This is a genomic window from Pontibacter sp. SGAir0037, assembly GCF_005491705.1.
In the GTDB taxonomy this organism is placed as follows: Bacteria; Bacteroidota; Bacteroidia; order Cytophagales; family Hymenobacteraceae; genus Pontibacter.
Genome location: NZ_CP028092.1, coordinates 2,701,270 through 2,716,878, shown reverse-complemented (window position 1 = coordinate 2,716,878; position 15,609 = coordinate 2,701,270). Strand labels below are relative to the sequence as shown.

At 45.6% G+C, this 15,609-nt stretch carries 10 protein-coding genes; 8 read left to right on the top strand and 2 right to left on the bottom strand.

Annotated elements, in window-relative coordinates:
* The first annotated feature begins 117 nt into the window (after positions 1–117).
* On the top strand, positions 118–2,349 hold the full coding sequence (locus C1N53_RS10945) for a cation-translocating P-type ATPase (RefSeq protein ID WP_137759347.1): 2,232 nt from the start codon (positions 118–120) through the stop codon (positions 2,347–2,349).
* A 25-nt stretch (positions 2,350–2,374) separates the two neighbouring features.
* Positions 2,375–2,584 (top strand): heavy-metal-associated domain-containing protein, encoded by a 210-nt coding sequence (locus C1N53_RS10940; protein ID WP_137759346.1) that lies wholly within the window; start codon positions 2,375–2,377, stop codon positions 2,582–2,584.
* A gap of 86 nt (positions 2,585–2,670) precedes the next feature.
* On the opposite strand, the gene C1N53_RS10935 is transcribed toward C1N53_RS10940, so the two are convergent.
* Both C1N53_RS10935 and C1N53_RS10930 read right to left on the bottom strand, forming a co-directional pair.
* Positions 2,671–3,672 (bottom strand): type IX secretion system membrane protein PorP/SprF, encoded by a 1,002-nt coding sequence (locus C1N53_RS10935; RefSeq protein ID WP_137759345.1) that lies wholly within the window; start codon positions 3,670–3,672, stop codon positions 2,671–2,673.
* 9 nt (positions 3,673–3,681) lie between these two features.
* Entirely contained in the window at positions 3,682–8,142 is a 4,461-nt protein-coding gene (locus C1N53_RS10930) for a gliding motility-associated C-terminal domain-containing protein (RefSeq protein ID WP_137759344.1), read from the bottom strand.
* A gap of 1,012 nt (positions 8,143–9,154) precedes the next feature.
* Between C1N53_RS10930 and C1N53_RS10925 the strand changes: the two genes are divergently transcribed.
* From C1N53_RS10925 to C1N53_RS10900, 6 genes are all read left to right on the top strand, one after another.
* Positions 9,155–10,549 (top strand): undecaprenyl-phosphate glucose phosphotransferase, encoded by a 1,395-nt coding sequence (locus C1N53_RS10925; protein ID WP_240773192.1) that lies wholly within the window; start codon positions 9,155–9,157, stop codon positions 10,547–10,549.
* Positions 10,539–11,363 carry a WecB/TagA/CpsF family glycosyltransferase gene (locus C1N53_RS10920; RefSeq protein ID WP_137759343.1) on the top strand — a complete coding sequence of 275 codons (825 nt, stop codon included), beginning with the start codon at positions 10,539–10,541 and terminating at the stop codon, positions 11,361–11,363. Before C1N53_RS10925 ends, C1N53_RS10920 begins: the two co-directional genes overlap by 11 nt.
* A 300-nt stretch (positions 11,364–11,663) precedes the next feature.
* Positions 11,664–12,467, top strand: coding sequence for a glucose-1-phosphate cytidylyltransferase (rfbF, locus tag C1N53_RS10915; protein WP_137759342.1), 804 nt, complete (start codon positions 11,664–11,666; stop codon positions 12,465–12,467).
* Between the two features lie 52 nt (positions 12,468–12,519).
* The gene (locus C1N53_RS10910) at positions 12,520–13,617 is read left to right on the top strand and encodes an NAD(P)-dependent oxidoreductase (RefSeq protein ID WP_137759341.1); all 1,098 of its coding nucleotides are present in this window, start codon (positions 12,520–12,522) and stop codon (positions 13,615–13,617) included.
* A 14-nt stretch (positions 13,618–13,631) separates the two neighbouring features.
* Positions 13,632–14,198: a dTDP-4-dehydrorhamnose 3,5-epimerase gene (gene rfbC, locus C1N53_RS10905; RefSeq protein WP_137759340.1), complete on the top strand. Its 567-nt coding sequence runs from the start codon at positions 13,632–13,634 to the stop codon at positions 14,196–14,198.
* Between the two features lie 49 nt (positions 14,199–14,247).
* Entirely contained in the window at positions 14,248–15,609 is a 1,362-nt protein-coding gene (locus C1N53_RS10900) for an NAD(P)H-dependent oxidoreductase (protein WP_137759339.1), read from the top strand.

The following is a 15,609-nucleotide window of genomic DNA, read 5'->3' as shown; positions in this document are numbered from 1 at the left end:
TATTGTTTAGTTATATCGTGTTCCTGAAAATTTGTAAACCTTACTTTAAAATCTGTAAAATACAGGCCTTTGCTGTATTTTATCTTTGTAACATCAACAAGAGAAGAATGTTTAAAAATGAATATAGTAGTAGCGCAACCTAAAAAGGCAACATATCCTGTCGAAGGAATGAGCTGTGCCTCCTGTGCCGCCAGCATTGAAAGCATGCTCAGGGCAAGGGAAGGGGTGCGGGAGGCAAACGTAAACTTTGCCGTTAAAACGGTGCAAATAGCTTATGAGCCTGCTGTCGTTTCTCCCGGCCAACTGAAGGAAACGGTACAGGAAATAGGTTTTGATCTTTTAATCGAAAACCAGACTGAAGAAGAGCTGGAACAGCGGCAAGAAGCAACGCTTTCCCGCCTCAGGCTGAAGACTACGGTGGCAGCCGTACTGGCCGCGCCTGTTTTTGTGCTGGGGATGTTTTTTCATAATGCTTTTAGCTGGGGAAACTGGGTTATGCTCCTGTTTACAGCGCCGGTGCTGCTTTGGGCCGGACAAAGCTTTTTTGTAAATGCGTTTAAGCAGGCCCGGTTCCTACGGGCTAACATGGATACCCTGGTGGCTTTGAGCACAGGTATTGCCTTTTTGTTTAGTTTATTCAATACGGTTTATCCACAGTTTTTTGAGAGCAGAGGCTATATGCCCCATGTGTATTATGAGGCTGTGGCTGTTATTGTTGCTTTTATTCTGTTAGGCAAGTACCTGGAAGAGCGCGCTAAAGACAGCAGTTCTGAGGCTATTAAAAAGCTGATTGGACTGCAGCCTAAAACAGTGCGTGTGATCAGAGACGGTATGGAGGCAGAAGTTAAGGTGGAAGAAGTGCAGGCGGGCGAACGGGTTGTGTTACTTCCCGGCGACAGGGTGCCGGTAGACGGAGAGGTGCTGCAGGGATCCTCGTATATAGACGAAAGTATGTTAAGTGGCGAACCTTTGCCGGTGAAGAAGGAAACAGGCGATAAAGTGTTTGCCGGTACCATTAACCAGAAAGGCAGCTTACAACTTTTAGCCGCTAAAACCGGCGGAGAAACGATGCTGGCACATATCATTAAGCTGGTGCAGGAGGCGCAGGGCAGCAAAGCGCCGGTGCAAAAACTGGTTGATAAAGTGGCCGGTATTTTTGTGCCTGTGGTCTTGGCTATAGCCATACTTACGCTGGTTGCCTGGTTGGTTTTCGGAGGGGAAGCTTACCTGACAGAAGCTCTGCTTTCAATGATTTCTGTACTGGTTATTGCCTGCCCATGTGCACTGGGGCTGGCTACGCCAACTGCCATTATGGTAGGCGTTGGCAGAGGGGCTGAACAGGGCGTCCTGATAAAAGATGCTGAAAGCCTGGAGCGGGCACATCGTGCTGATGCTGTTGTGCTTGATAAAACTGGTACTATAACAATAGGCAAACCTGCCGTAACGGATGCCGTTTGGGTGGAAGAACTACAAAACAAAGAGCAGCTGGAGCAGCTTTTCTTTTCTATGGAAGCCCAATCGGAACACCCTGTTGCACAAGCTATCTATAGCTTCTACAAGGAAGCCGGAAATCAGGCTTTACAGCCAGACTATTTCAGCAGCCTTACCGGCCTGGGAGTTGAGGCCGGTTATAGTGGAGAAACCTATTATGCCGGCAATGAAAAGCTGCTAAGGCAAAAAGGCGTTGCCATCTCTGAAGAGCTGATGCAGCACGCGCATAAGCTTCAGCAGGAAGCTAAAACTGTGGTGTTTTTCGGGAATGCTACCCACGCACTGGCAACGTTTGCTGTTAACGATCCTGTAAAGCCTACTGCTGCCGAGGGTGTTAAAGCACTGCGTGATGCCGGTATAGAAGTATATATGCTTACAGGTGATAATGCTCAGACAGCGGCCACTGTAGCAAAGCAGGTAGGAATAGCGCATTACCAGGCGGAGTTACTGCCACAGGATAAAGCTGCCTTTGTGCAGGAGCTACAGGCAGAGGGTAAAACTGTTGCCATGGTGGGAGACGGCATTAACGATGCACAGGCCCTGGCAACAGCTGATATAAGTATTGCGATGGGGCAGGGAACAGATGTAGCTATGGAAGTGGCCGGCATTACCCTGATACGCTCAGATCTACGGCAATTAGCTGCTGCCATTCGCCTATCCAGGGCAACAGTGCAGACAATCAGGCAGAACCTTTTCTGGGCCTTTATTTATAATGTGATCTGTATACCAGTAGCGGCAGGCCTGCTGTACCCGTTCACCGGTTTCTTGCTGAATCCGATGGTGGCCGGTGCGGCCATGGCTTTAAGTTCGGTATCTGTAGTAGGCAATAGCCTGCGCTTACGTAAAAAGAATCTTTAAGTAATATTTAATTAAATTTTTGACTATGACAACCTATAAATTTAAAACAACTATAAATTGTGGAAGCTGTGTAAGAGCTGTAACACCTCACCTGAATAAACTGGAAGGGGTGCAGGAGTGGAAAGTTGATACCGAAAACCCGGATAAAGTGCTGGAGGTAACAAGCGATTCGCTTGATGCCGAAACCATTAAAAGTTCGGTGGTGAAAGCAGGATTTAAAGCGGAGCAGCTGTAAGCAGCTCTGGCCGGAAGCACAGCTTGAAAAGCAAAGGAGGGCTGCCAAACGGCAGCCCTCCTTTGCTTTTCAAGCTGTGGCGTGCTTTACCAGGCAAACTGTGGGCAAAGTACCTTACGGGTATTCCGAAGTTTAAAACCCAGTACTACCTCATGGCTTCCCGAATGGGAGGCACCTAAGGGAGAAGCGCTGGCATCGTAGGAGTAACTTACATCTAGTAAAGGGCTTACATTAATGCCTGCCATGGCTGCCAGGGCATCTTTATGACGGTAAGAAGCGCCTATCCAGAACCTGTCAGCATAAATTGCTTTCAGGTTTGCATCAACAGAAAGTGGGCTTGGCTGGGCCATTTTAACCATGACAGAAGGAACCAGTGAAATATCCGGAGTGGCTTCCAGTCGTACTCCACCTGTGATGAAATATTGCTTCTGCAGTTCTCCTGTATTGTCTGTAAAATCATAGTTTGCTATATCTTTTCGCTTGCCGGGAGCTAACTGTGCTCCGGCCAGCCCGATGTAGAAGTCCTGGGAATATAGCCACATACCCAGGTTCAGGTCCAGTTTGGTTTCATTTACCCGTCCATCCTGCACCGCCTGATCAGCTACATCTTTGGAGGCCAGTGTCACATAGTCCTGGTTCAGAGTATACTGTATCAAACCGGGAGATACACCTGCCGATAAGCGTATGGAACGGGTAAGTGGCACGTGGTATGCATAACTTACATTCAGGCTTGTACGCTCCAACGGGCCGGTTTTAGTGGTCATGACCATGGCGCCTATACCGTGGTGAGGCCGGACCGGGCGATGCGAGTTCTTTTTAAAGCTACCGCCAGAGCGCTGCGAAACAGGGAGCATGTCTTTCATGATAGGAGCATGAAAAGTAGCATAGTAGGAGACAGGAGCGCCCTCCAGCCCGGACCACTGGTGCCTGCTGCCTAGCTTCAGGTCGGCATAATCTTCTATACCGGAGATGGCAGGATTAAGAATGTAATTGTTCAGGGTATACTGGGTATAGTGTGGCTTTTGCTGTGCTACCGCCTGGCTTATAAGCAGTATGCTGAAAAAAGTAATGGCTAAAAGTTTGTTCATAGAAGGAGCTTATTTAACAATAGTTACACTGCCGGATAAGGGCTTTTCATTTACATCGTAATGGATAATATAGTAGTAAGTGGCTAGCGGCAGCTCTTTGCCGTTGTGTCGGCCATCCCATGGAGCACCATATCCTTCAGAATGGAAAATCAGGCTGCCCCACTGGTTAAACACCTCTACTTTGCAGTTCGGGTACTGTGCCAGGCTCTTTATTTCCCACGTATCGTTAATGCCGTCGCGGTTAGGCGTAAAAGTGTTCGGTATAAATATGTTTTCCTTAACTGTAATGGTTACTTCGTCGGTGTAAACACAGCCTGTAGCAGAAGTAACCGTCAGGGTGTAGGTTGTTGTTTGCTCCGGTGTGGCAACCGGGTTAGCCACATGCGGGTTGCTGAGGCCAATGGCAGGTGACCAGCTGTAGGTTTCTCCGCCGCTTCCGTTTAAAGTTACCGCTCTTCCTTTTATAGTAGTCATGTCCGGTCCGGCCGATGCAGTTATGCCTGTTACATGCACTGTAACCGGAGTGCGTTCACTGGCACACGACAGTGCTACCTCCTGCACATAGTAGGTAGTGGTTTCGGTTAGGTTTGGCGTATAGAATGGCGCGCCTGCAGAACCAACAAAAAGCGGTGAACTGTCTGTAGCCGATGCATACCACTCAAACTTCCGGTTGCCGTTTACTTTTGTATCGATGGTTGTGATAAAAAGTGTTGTGCTGGTGCCCGGGCAGATATTGGTTACACCCTGCACAAGCGGCGCATCTGGTACAGGCGTGATGTTGATCACAACAGGTGTGCTGGCCAGGTTATCGCAGGATTCTGAAGTTACGACTCTTCTGAACCAGGTCTTTTCACGCAGTACCCCAGGTTGATAATCGGCCTGATTGTTAGCGCCGGGTGCTGTGATAAAACCTTTGTCTGCTCCTTCGGTGCTGTATTCCCACAGGTAATAATAGGTGCCGCTTCCTCCTGCAGGCGCAGTACCGGTTAGCTTGCCGGGTGCAGTTCCATAGCATACAGTCTGGTTTGTGCTGATTCTGTTATTGCTTAATGCCGGCTTAACACTAATCAGAACAACAGCACTGGTATCTGGATTTGGGCCAGAAACGGCCACACGCCTGAACCAGGTATCCTGTGTTAAAGCCTGAGGGCTGTAGTGTTGCAGGTGGCTGGTGCCTGGTGCTGTTGTAAATCCTCGGTCAGGCCCTTTGGTGCTATACTGCCAAAGGTAAATATAGTCTTCGTCGCCACCGGTCGGGATTGTGCCTTTAAGTGGGGCCGGGCGATTATTGTAGCAGATTACCTGACTGGCTTCAATTGTGTTATTGGAGATAGCCGCAATTACGCTGATCATGATCGCCTCTGATACACTTTCGCAACCACCGGACAATACGCGCCTTCTGAACCAGGTTGTTTGCGTTAAAGCCCCAGGTGTGTAATGCTGCTCATCACTGATTCCTGTTGCCGTCGTGAACCCGCTGTCTCTGCCTGTTGTGCTGCTTTCCCAAACGTAGGTATACGTACCGGCTCCGGCACCTTTACCAGGTACAGAGCCTGTGAGGGTAGATGGAGCTTGTCCTGCATATACGCTTTGTGGTAAGCCTACGGTATTGTTTACAATTGCAGGAGAAACCGTTATTTGAACGACATTGGATACATTTGAACAGGCCCCTGAAGTAACAACTCTTCTGTACCAGGTATCTGCCACCAGTGTTCCCGGTGCAAAGGAGGCGTTTGTGGCATTATTTATCGCCCGGAAAGAACCATCCTTTCCGGTAGACGAAATTTCCCACTGGTAGGTAAACATGCCATTCCCGCCCGCAGGAGCTTCTCCTGTAAGTTCAGCGGGCGCTGCGCCTGTGCATATAGTTTCATCTTTCGAAATAATGTTTTGTGCAATGGCAGGATGTACTGTTACCAGGATCGGCTCTGAGTAAGACTCACAGTTGCCGGAGCTTACTTTGCGCCTGAACCAGGTGTTCTGTTCTAAAGCTTGGGAAGGAGTATAATCCTGTAGATGATGAGGTCCTGCTGCTTCTGTAAAATCAGCTGGCCGGCCGGTAGTACTGCTTTCCCAGCTATAGCTATAGTTGCCATTTCCGCCGGAAGGCAGGCCAGCTGTCATCTTTACCGGTACGTCGCCTGTGCAAATGGCCTGGTTGCCAGAAGTGATGGTGTTTTTGACAATGGCTGGCTGTACTGTGATAACAACAGGAGCACTTATATTTTGCTGGCATGGTCCGGAATAAACCACTCTTCTATACCAGGTAGTCTTTATAAGGGGAGCAGGAGCCGTATACTCAGGTAATGTGTTTTCACCTGCAGCAGCTGTAAAGCCTTTATCAGGTCCTGTGGTGCTACTCTCCCAGAGAAAGGAATAAGATCCGGCTCCACTGCCACCTGTTACCTGCTCTCCGGTTAACGTTTCGGGGGTGTCGCCTTCGCATATAGTTTGGTCGCTTTTTATATTGTTCAGGCCGATGGCAGGTACTACCTCTACTTTTACAGCGTTACTGATATTTTCGGCACAAGGTCCTGATATGGCTACTCTTCTGAACCAGGTAGTTTTAGTTAGGGCACCTGGTTTATAAGAAGCTGCTGTTGCATCCGGTATTATTTTATAGTCGCTTGCCTCTCCGGTTTCACTGCTTTCCCAGCGGAAGGAGAAAGGATATTCTCCGCCGGTAGGTATTGAGCCGGCCAGTTCTGCCGGAGATTGCCCGGCACAGATTGCAGCCGTAGGAGGAGTAACAGTATTGTTGCTGATGTTGTTTACATACGTTTCGAGTACAGTTACTTTTACTTCTGTTAAAGAGCTGAGGCAGCCATCTTTGGAAGCCTGAACAAAAAAGGAGGTGGTAACCTCTAAAGGGCGGGTTTTATAGTCAGAGCCGGTAAAAAGTAAGGTAGATCTGTCTTCTGAGCTATACCAGTTAAAGGCATCTGCATTTCCTGTTGCTACCAGCGTAGCAGAATTGCCGACACCGCATAAGGTAACTGGCTCTACGGATGGTGCCGTAGTCTCTGGTAGCACTGTTACGGTAACAGCGGTTCTGGGGCTGGGGCAGCCGCCATCGATGCTGGTTTCCACATAATAGGTGGTGTTCTGCTTCAGGTCAGGTGTCTGGTACTCATTGCCGGTATGGAAAGCGAGGCCGCCGGTTTTCTGAGTATACCAGGAATGTACTCCCTGCGGAGCTTTTACAGAAATCGTGCGGCTGCTATTATAGCAAATAGTCTGGTTGTCGATTTTAGGGGCAGCTGGTAAAGGGTCAACTTCAACCGTAAATGTAGTAGTGGCGGCGCATCCGGAGCCGCTGCTGCCTGTTACCGTATAGGTAGTTGTTCTGGTAGGGTTTACAACAACTGTGCTTCCCGTTGTTGTCTGCAGGCCGTCTGCAGGCTTCCAGGTAAAGGTGTCGGTGCCTGTAGCCTCCAGTGTTGTGCTTTCGCCATAGCATATCCGGGCTTTAGGCGATGTTATACTAACTTCTGGTAACTCTCCAATGGTAATGGTTTGCTCCTTTGAGCTGCTTTGGCATTTGGAGGTAGGGTCGATTGGGCTGGCCTCAATGGTTATTTTGTATACGCCTGCCGTGTTAAACTTAACATCCACGGCTGCTGACTCCAGACCACCTGACACTATCTCCCAGCCGGTGGCAGGGCTGATGGTCCAGCTGCGATTATGTTTGTCAGATTTTGAAGTGGCATCGTATCCGCTTTTAGAAGCATCCTGGAGTTTAACCACCTGGCCAATACATCCGGAGGTGCTCGCTTTGATGTCTGCAACCGGTCCGGTGGAAACTCTTATACCTGTGAATGTAGCGAATGAGGTGTTGCAACGGTTCGAAGCTGTTCCTGAAAGCGTAAATCCGTTTGGTTTAGATTTGGAAGATTCGCTGAACGTATGGCTGATAACGGAATCTTTGGGAAAGTTTGCGTGTGTGAATTTGATAGGAGGGGTGCCGTCATCAAATTGAAAGGTATATTCTGTCTGAGGCGAATTACCCTTTACACCTGAGATTTTAAACTGGTAGGTAACAGGAGAACAATCAGTGTTATTGCCCAGGCTGGTTATGCCCAACCCTGGATTGCTGCCTATAAACAGGCGTTCCGTTTTGCTGCTTTTGCACCCGTTTGCACCCGTAACAGTAACTGTAATGTCGTAAGTACCTGCTTCTTTATAGATATGAGAGGCTGTTGTAAAGTTGCTTCCTATTGCTTCTTCCGGTGTTTTATCGCCCCAGTTTATGCTATAGCCTGTGTTAGTGGCTTTTGTCTTTGAGGTATTTTCAATTGTAAATTTAAAAGATGATGCGGAGCTTGTATTGGTACAGAAATTAAAGTTGGAATAGATCGGATCAGTAAAGCTTGCATCAGCTGTACACTGTTGTGCCAATACACTATTGGTCTTATAACAGCACAGGAACAGAAGCAGAACAACTACTGTAGCTCTTGTAAACGGTTGCATGTCTTTTGTAAAAGTTTGTTATGATAGTTGCTGTGGTCGTGTTGTAATATGTCGGTAGTCAGCGTGGCGGTATATAGCAGTCAGGTTAGTTCCTGGATGTGGTTAGCAGGTGTGTAATTATGTTTTCATATGGAGGCCTCTTGATTAATTTATATTTAATTATGTGGTTTATGTAAAATTTATCGCCTTACAAACAGGCTTTATACTATCGATTTATTTTGTGTTTTTATATTTTAAGTAGAAATGAATTGCAGCAGTAATTAGTTCATTGATTTCTTAAAAAAGAGAGTAAATAATATGTATGCTGATTATTAAGTGTTTTGGAAATGTTTTTAGATATACAATGCATTGGGATGAGAACAGTTTATCAGTCTGTTTGAGTTAATTAATTGTATTATATTTATTTTAATATGATAGATTTTATAGAGGGTGTTAAATTGTTTGCTTAAAGTTGCTTGTATATAAAGTTATATTATAATAGTTCGGAAGAATAGCGGAAAAGGCTCCTGCAACATGGAAAAGACATTGATGCATACAAGGAGCAGAGGCTTTGTGGAGCGAATTAGATTTATTGTAGAATTAGAAAAATAAAGCCTAAAAAAAGCAGAAACAAAATTATTTTATATATATCTTTAAATTTAGATGTTTATTATAAAATTCATATATATTCTTTTTTAAATCTTTTTGTGAGTTCAATAAGTAAATATACGGATACAGAAGAGCCGGAATATAGGGTTTTTAAATATTTTACATTAATATAAATAAATTAACAAACCTTACACATGGTAAGCCGTAATTAAGCCTGAAGTTTCAGTGAAGGAAGACAGCAGAATGAAGATAATATATTAATAGTCTGATTTTTATAGGAAAATATAGCCAAATTCTGTTAAAGCTCTGTTATGCGGCCTCACTAAAAACAGAAAGCAGTGAGTAAGTCTTTAGTTAAAATACACAAGCCGTGCTAAAGGAGCAGCAAAAAAAATAATGATGATTAAATAAGTACATAAATACTATGAATAGGTCCCTGCAACATAATAGTGTTAACAGAGTAATGCTGTTGATACTGGATATTACCCTTATTGCTTTTGCATTCAATGTTTCTAACTATATACGATACGGAAGTTTAGATCTGCAACATCAATACAATGTATTCTTTGTCCTCTTTACATTGGTATGGTGGATCGTGTCAGGTTTTAAAAACTTTATTATCAGAATCGACAGCGTTATAGCATGTGATAAGCGATTCGCAAATGTTGTTAATGCCTTTATCATGCATGCCTTTATTTTGGCAAGTTGCATTGTGATCTTTAACCTGGAGGCCCTGTCCCGTTTGCTGCTGCTGTATACGTATTTATCAACAGCTCTGCTTATCGGCTTTAGCCGTCTTATTCTGCAGCTCATTAACAAGTACTTCTCTAATTCGGAAAATGCTTCTACTAAATTTGTGATAGTTGGTACCGGGCCTGCTGCCATGTCGCTTCACCAGACCTTCAGTAACGATGAGAATCCTGGTGCAAGATTTATGGGCTTCTTTGATGATGCCCCGGACAGAAACAGCCCCTACGCCAGCCAAGTGAGAGGCGGAGTAGCTGATCTAAAAGAGTATTGCCTGGAAAATGGTATTGATGAGATTTATTATGCAATGCCTCTAACCAGCAAAGAGCAGATAGACGATTTGAGTGATTTTGCCGACAATAACTTCATGTACTTCAGAATAGTGCCTGATTTCAGTGCGATTGTGAAGCGAGATGTTAATATGTATCTCTATAACAATGTTCCGATGATCAGTATACGTAAAGAGCCGCTTGAGCTGATCTCGAACAGAATTATTAAACGAGCATTTGATATTGCTTTCTCACTGACTGTTATCATGTTCCTGTTCCCGATCATACTGCCTTTAATTGCACTGGCAATCAGGTTAGATTCTAAAGGGCCAATTTTCTTTAAGCAGTTGCGCCCGGGTAAGAAAAACAGGCTGTTTGTTTGCTATAAATTCAGAACGATGCATGTAAACAACCAGACAGAGGTACAAGCTACCAAACATGACCCACGTGTGACCCGAGTTGGCCGTTTCCTTCGAAAAACCAACCTGGATGAGATTCCGCAATTCTTCAATGTATTGTTAGGAGATATGTCGGTTGTAGGACCACGTCCGAACTTGGTGTCTCAGCTGGATCATTATTCTAAAGTGATCACAAAATATAAGATGCGTCATTTTGTTACCCCTGGTATAACTGGTTATGCGCAGGTAAGTGGTTACAGAGGTGAAACAAAAGAGCTACACCTGATGGAGAAGCGTGTGGAGTATGATGTGCAGTACATGGAGAACTGGAGCTTTATGATGGATATGAAGATAATTTTCCTGACTGTTTGGAATATGATTAAAGGAGAAAAAAATGCATACTGATTTTACCCCTGATACCCTGGCTGCTCCAGTGCAGCCGCCTTTAAAAGAGAAGCGCCAGCTGTTCTCTTCTAATATATCAGCAGGCTCATTCAATGATTTTGTAAACCATATTTTTTGGTTAACCGATAATAAAAAGTCTTCTTACGTATGCTTCGCTAATGTGCACATGCTGGTAGAGGCGTATAAAAATAAAGCCTTTAACCAGGTGTTGAATAATGCGGATGTGGCTACGCCGGACGGAGGACCGCTTTCCAAACTAATGTACATGCTTTATGGAAAGCAGCAGGACAGAGTAGCCGGAATGGATTTAGTGCCACGTTTATTACAGGAAGCCGCAGCTAAAGGAAAGTCTGTTTATTTTTACGGCTCAACAGATGAGGTGCTTGAGAAAGTGGTGGCAAGAGCAAAAAGCGAGTTGCCGGAGCTGAAAGTGGCGGGTTACTATTCGCCTCCATTCAGAAAGCTGACAGATATCGAAGATACAGCCATCACCAATATGATTAATGAGGCAAATCCGGATATGGTGTTTGTAGCACTGGGCTGTCCTAAGCAGGAGAACTGGATGGCCGATCATAAAGATAAAGTAAATGCTTGTATGTTGGGCGTGGGACAGGCTTTTATGACTTATGCCGGACTGGAGAAACGCCTGCCCAAATGGGCAAGAGATCTATCGCTGGAATGGACTTACCGGCTGTACCTGGAGCCGAAACGTCTCTGGAAGCGTTACCTGTTTACAAATACAACTTTTATGTTTTTAACACTTAAGTTACTGTTACAACGTAAGCTGCAAGGCAGTAAAGTGGCCGCTAATTAGTACCATTACTGCTGCACTGGCAACCCTTTTCAGGAATAAATTTAAGCTGTGAAATGCACCTGTTGCGTTTCACAGCTTTTTTATTTTAAGCTGATTGTGCCCGGCAGCATTCGTTATGGTGCCAAAAGAGCACATTTGGGCGCCGCATTAAAATTTAATTAAAAAAATATGACAAAAATTTTCTCTTAACAACATCTAAATATAGAGTTTACCGTATCAATCAACAATTGAATAAATCAACTAAGCCCGTGATTTCTATTCAAATATGATCCAATTTTTAAACTCTAACCCTTATAATAAATGAAAGCTGTTATACTTGCAGGTGGCTACGGAACAAGAATAAGTGAAGAAAGCGGCGTGAGGCCAAAGCCAATGGTAGAAATTGGTGGTAAGCCTATTCTGTGGCACATCATGAAGATATACTCTTCCCACAACATCAACGAATTTGTGATCTGCTGTGGCTACAAAGGCCATATGATTAAAGAATACTTCGCAAATTACTGCCTTTATAACTCAGATGTAACCTTCGATATGCGCAAAAACAGCATGGAGGTACATCAGAATAATACAGAATCCTGGAAAGTAACACTGGTTGATACCGGCGAAGGCACTTTAACAGGTGGCCGTTTAAAGCGCGTAAAAGACTATATAGGCGACGAAACGTTCTGCATGACCTACGGTGATGGTGTAAGCGACGTGAATATAACAGAGTCTATCCGTTTCCATAAAGAGCAGGGAACACAGGCTACTTTAACCGCTGTTCAGCAACCTGGCCGTTTCGGTGCTTTTAACTTAAGCGGAGATACAACACAAATCAACCAGTTTCAGGAGAAGCCGGAAGGTGGTGACATGCCTTGGATAAACGGAGGTTTCTTTGTGCTGGAGCCAAGCGTGCTGGATTATATAGAAGGAGACCAGACAATCTGGGAGCGTGGCCCGATGGAGCAGCTGGCTAAAGAAGGTGAGTTGTCGGCTTACCGCCATACAGGCTTCTGGCAGCCAATGGATACCCTGCGCGATAAGCACTTACTGGAGGAGTTATGGCAGAAAGGCAAAGCTCCCTGGAACGTATGGCAGAAAATGTTATCTGAAGCAATCAACTAATTAATACACAAATCTCTTAAGACCTCTCTTAAATCAAATAATACATTTCTCTATGAAAATCCTTATTACTGGAAATATGGGTTATGTTGGGCCGGGTGTTGTTAGCCGCCTGCGCAAAACATTCCCGCAAGCTACTATTGTAGGCTACGATATGGCCTATTTTGCACCATGTTTAACAAATGCTGCTGTGCTGCCGGAAAGTAAACTGGATGTGCAGCTATACGGCGATGTGCGTACTATGCCGGCAGAAGTGCTGGAAGGCGTAGATGCTGTTGTGCACCTGGCCGCCATTTCGAACGATCCTATGGGAAAGAAGTTCGAAGATATAACAATGGATGTAAACTACCAATCAAGTATCCGGATTGCTGAAATGGCGAAGGCAGCCGGAGTAAGTTCTTATGTTTTTGCTTCCAGCTGCAGCATGTATGGTGCTTCTGAAGGAGTAGCTAAAACAGAAGATTCGACACTTAACCCGCTTACAGCTTATGCGCGTTCTAAAGTGGCTACCGAAAAAGATTTGCAGCCACTGGCTGGAGACGGCTTTAAAGTTACGTGCCTTCGCTTTGCTACTGCCTGTGGTATGAGTGACAGACTTCGCCTTGACCTGGTACTGAATGATTTCGTGGCAGGCGCTATTGCAACAGGTAAGATCAATATCCTGAGCGATGGTACACCTTGGCGTCCGCTGATCCACGTGAGAGACATGGCCCGTGCTATCGAGTGGGCTATTATCAGAGACAAAGAGCAGGGAGGCGAGTTCCTGGCTGTGAATGCCGGCTGCAACGAGTGGAATTATCAGGTAAATGAACTGGCTGAGGCTGTAGCCGAAGTAATACCAGGTACTACCGTTACAGTTAATCCTGATGCAGTGCCTGATAAGCGCTCTTACAAAGTAAACTTCGACTTATTTAAATCGTTGGCTCCGGAACATCAGCCCCAGGTATCGCTCAAAGAGGCTATTGAGGAATTGCGCGACGGACTGAGTAACATGGAGTTTAAAGACGGAGATTTCAGAAACTCCTTGCTGATGCGCCTGATGGTGCTGAACAGCCTGCAGGAGAAAGGTTTGATAGATGAGCAGCTACAGTGGGAGCATACGAAATCTAAGTTGCCAAGAACTGAAACAAAAGCAGAATTAGAAACAGCCTAAGTTCATACAACAAGATGATATTTACAGAAACAAAATTAAAAGGCGCGTTTATTATTGATGTAAAGAGGCTTGAGGATGAGCGTGGCTTCTTTGGCCGTTCCTGGTGCCAGCGCGAGTTTGAAGAGCATGGCCTTACAGCTAACGTAGTGCAGGCGAACGTGTCCTACAATAAGAAGAAAGGCACGTTGCGTGGAATGCACTACCAGTTATCTCCTTACGAAGAAACAAAACTGGTTCGTTGTACCCGTGGTGCTATTTACGATGTTATTATAGACCTTCGCCCCGATTCACCAACCTACAAGCAGTGGATAGGAGTAGAGCTTACGGCTGATAGCTACCGCATGCTGTTTGTGCCGGAGCAGTTCGGCCATGGCTTTATCACGCTGGAAGACAATACAGATGTTACATACCAGGTAACACAATTCTACACTCCTGGAGCTGAAAGAGGAATCCGTTACAACGATCCTGCTTTCAACATCGAATGGCCTATTGAACCACAGATCATTTCTGAAAAAGACAAAGCGCACCCAGACTTTGTGAATGAATTTGTGAAATCGAACAACGGACAGCTACTGGTATAACCAGTAGCTGTTTTTACGTATCAAAAGCAAAAAACCTTAATAAGAGATCATGATTATAGTAGATACTGCCCTGGCTAAACGCCATGCAGAACAAAATCCGGTGAGAGTAGCCCTGGTGGGAGCAGGTTTTATGGGACGTGGTATTGCCCTTCAGATCTGCCAGTATGTGCAGGGAATGGAACTGGTAGCTATCTCGAACCGAGATACAACAAAAGCAAAGCGTGCCTATACAGAGGCAGGAGTACTGGAGGTAGAAGAGGTGTCTTCTGTTTCTAAACTGGAAGAAAACATCCGCCAGGGGAAATACAGCATTACGGACGATGCCATGCTGCTTTGCGAAGCAGGAGGTATCGATGCCATTATAGAAGTAACCGGTGCCATTGAATTCGGTACGAATGTGGCTCTGCGTGCCATCCAGAATGGCAAGCACATCATTATGATGAATGCTGAAGTTGACGGTACAGTTGGGCCAATCTTAAAAGTTTACGCCGACAAGGCAGGCGTAGTATTCACCAATGCCGATGGCGATCAGCCTGGCGTTCAGATGAACCTGTACCGTTTTGTGAAATCATTAGGCGTAAAGCCAGTAGTTTGTGGCAACATTAAAGGCTTGCACGACCCATACCGCAACCCAACTACGCAAAAAGGCTTTGCAGAGAAGTGGGGGCAAAACCCTGCCATGGTAACATCTTTTGCGGATGGTACTAAAATATCGTACGAGCAGGCGATAGTAGCTAACGGTACGGGAATGCGTGTGGCTAAGCGCGGGATGCACGGGCCTACAGTACCAACCGGAACACCATTAAAAGAGGTGGTGCAAACGCTTTATCCGCTGGAAGATGTGTTGGAAGGACCTGGCATTGTAGACTATGTGGTGGGTGCTGAGCCCGGACCAGGTGTGTTTGTGCTGGGTACGCACGATCATCCGACACAGCAGCATTACCTGAACCTGTACAAGCTGGGCGAAGGACCGCTGTACCTGTTCTATACACCATACCACCTGTGCCATTTCGAAGTGCCGTCTACTGTTGCGCGTGCTGTGCTGTTTAACGATGCAGCCTTAACACCAATTGCTGGTCCTGTAGTAGAGGTAGTGGCAGCTGCTAAAATAGACCTGAAAGCTGGCCAGGTAGTGGATGGTTTAGGACATTATATGACCTATGGCTTGTGCGAAAACGCAGATACGACGCAACTGGAAAACCTGTTGCCAATCGGTGTGGCAGAAGGTTGTGTGCTGAAGCACGATATTCCGAAAGACAAAGTGCTGACGTACGATGATGTTATTTTGCCTGAAGGCAGATTAGTAGATAAACTCAGAAAAGAGCAGGCTGCTTACTTTGCTTCAACAGAAGCTAACCGTGACCATTTGCTGTCTCAGCTTCAAAATAAAGCGGAAACGTCTGTAGCTTAA

What these genes read in the sequence shown, in the direction of transcription:
- C1N53_RS10930 (WP_137759344.1), bottom strand. Translation starts at nt 8,142, where the DNA reads ATGCAACCGTTTACAAGAGCTACAGTAGTTGTTCTGCTTCTGTTCCTG.
- C1N53_RS10920 (WP_137759343.1), top strand. Translation starts at nt 10,539, where the DNA reads ATGCATACTGATTTTACCCCTGATACCCTGGCTGCTCCAGTGCAGCCG.
- C1N53_RS10900 (WP_137759339.1), top strand. Translation starts at nt 14,248, where the DNA reads ATGATTATAGTAGATACTGCCCTGGCTAAACGCCATGCAGAACAAAAT.
- C1N53_RS10910 (WP_137759341.1), top strand. Translation starts at nt 12,520, where the DNA reads ATGAAAATCCTTATTACTGGAAATATGGGTTATGTTGGGCCGGGTGTT.
- C1N53_RS10925 (WP_240773192.1), top strand. Translation starts at nt 9,155, where the DNA reads ATGAATAGGTCCCTGCAACATAATAGTGTTAACAGAGTAATGCTGTTG.
- C1N53_RS10940 (WP_137759346.1), top strand. Translation starts at nt 2,375, where the DNA reads ATGACAACCTATAAATTTAAAACAACTATAAATTGTGGAAGCTGTGTA.
- C1N53_RS10945 (WP_137759347.1), top strand. Translation starts at nt 118, where the DNA reads ATGAATATAGTAGTAGCGCAACCTAAAAAGGCAACATATCCTGTCGAA.
- rfbF (WP_137759342.1), top strand. Translation starts at nt 11,664, where the DNA reads ATGAAAGCTGTTATACTTGCAGGTGGCTACGGAACAAGAATAAGTGAA.
- C1N53_RS10935 (WP_137759345.1), bottom strand. Translation starts at nt 3,672, where the DNA reads ATGAACAAACTTTTAGCCATTACTTTTTTCAGCATACTGCTTATAAGC.
- rfbC (WP_137759340.1), top strand. Translation starts at nt 13,632, where the DNA reads ATGATATTTACAGAAACAAAATTAAAAGGCGCGTTTATTATTGATGTA.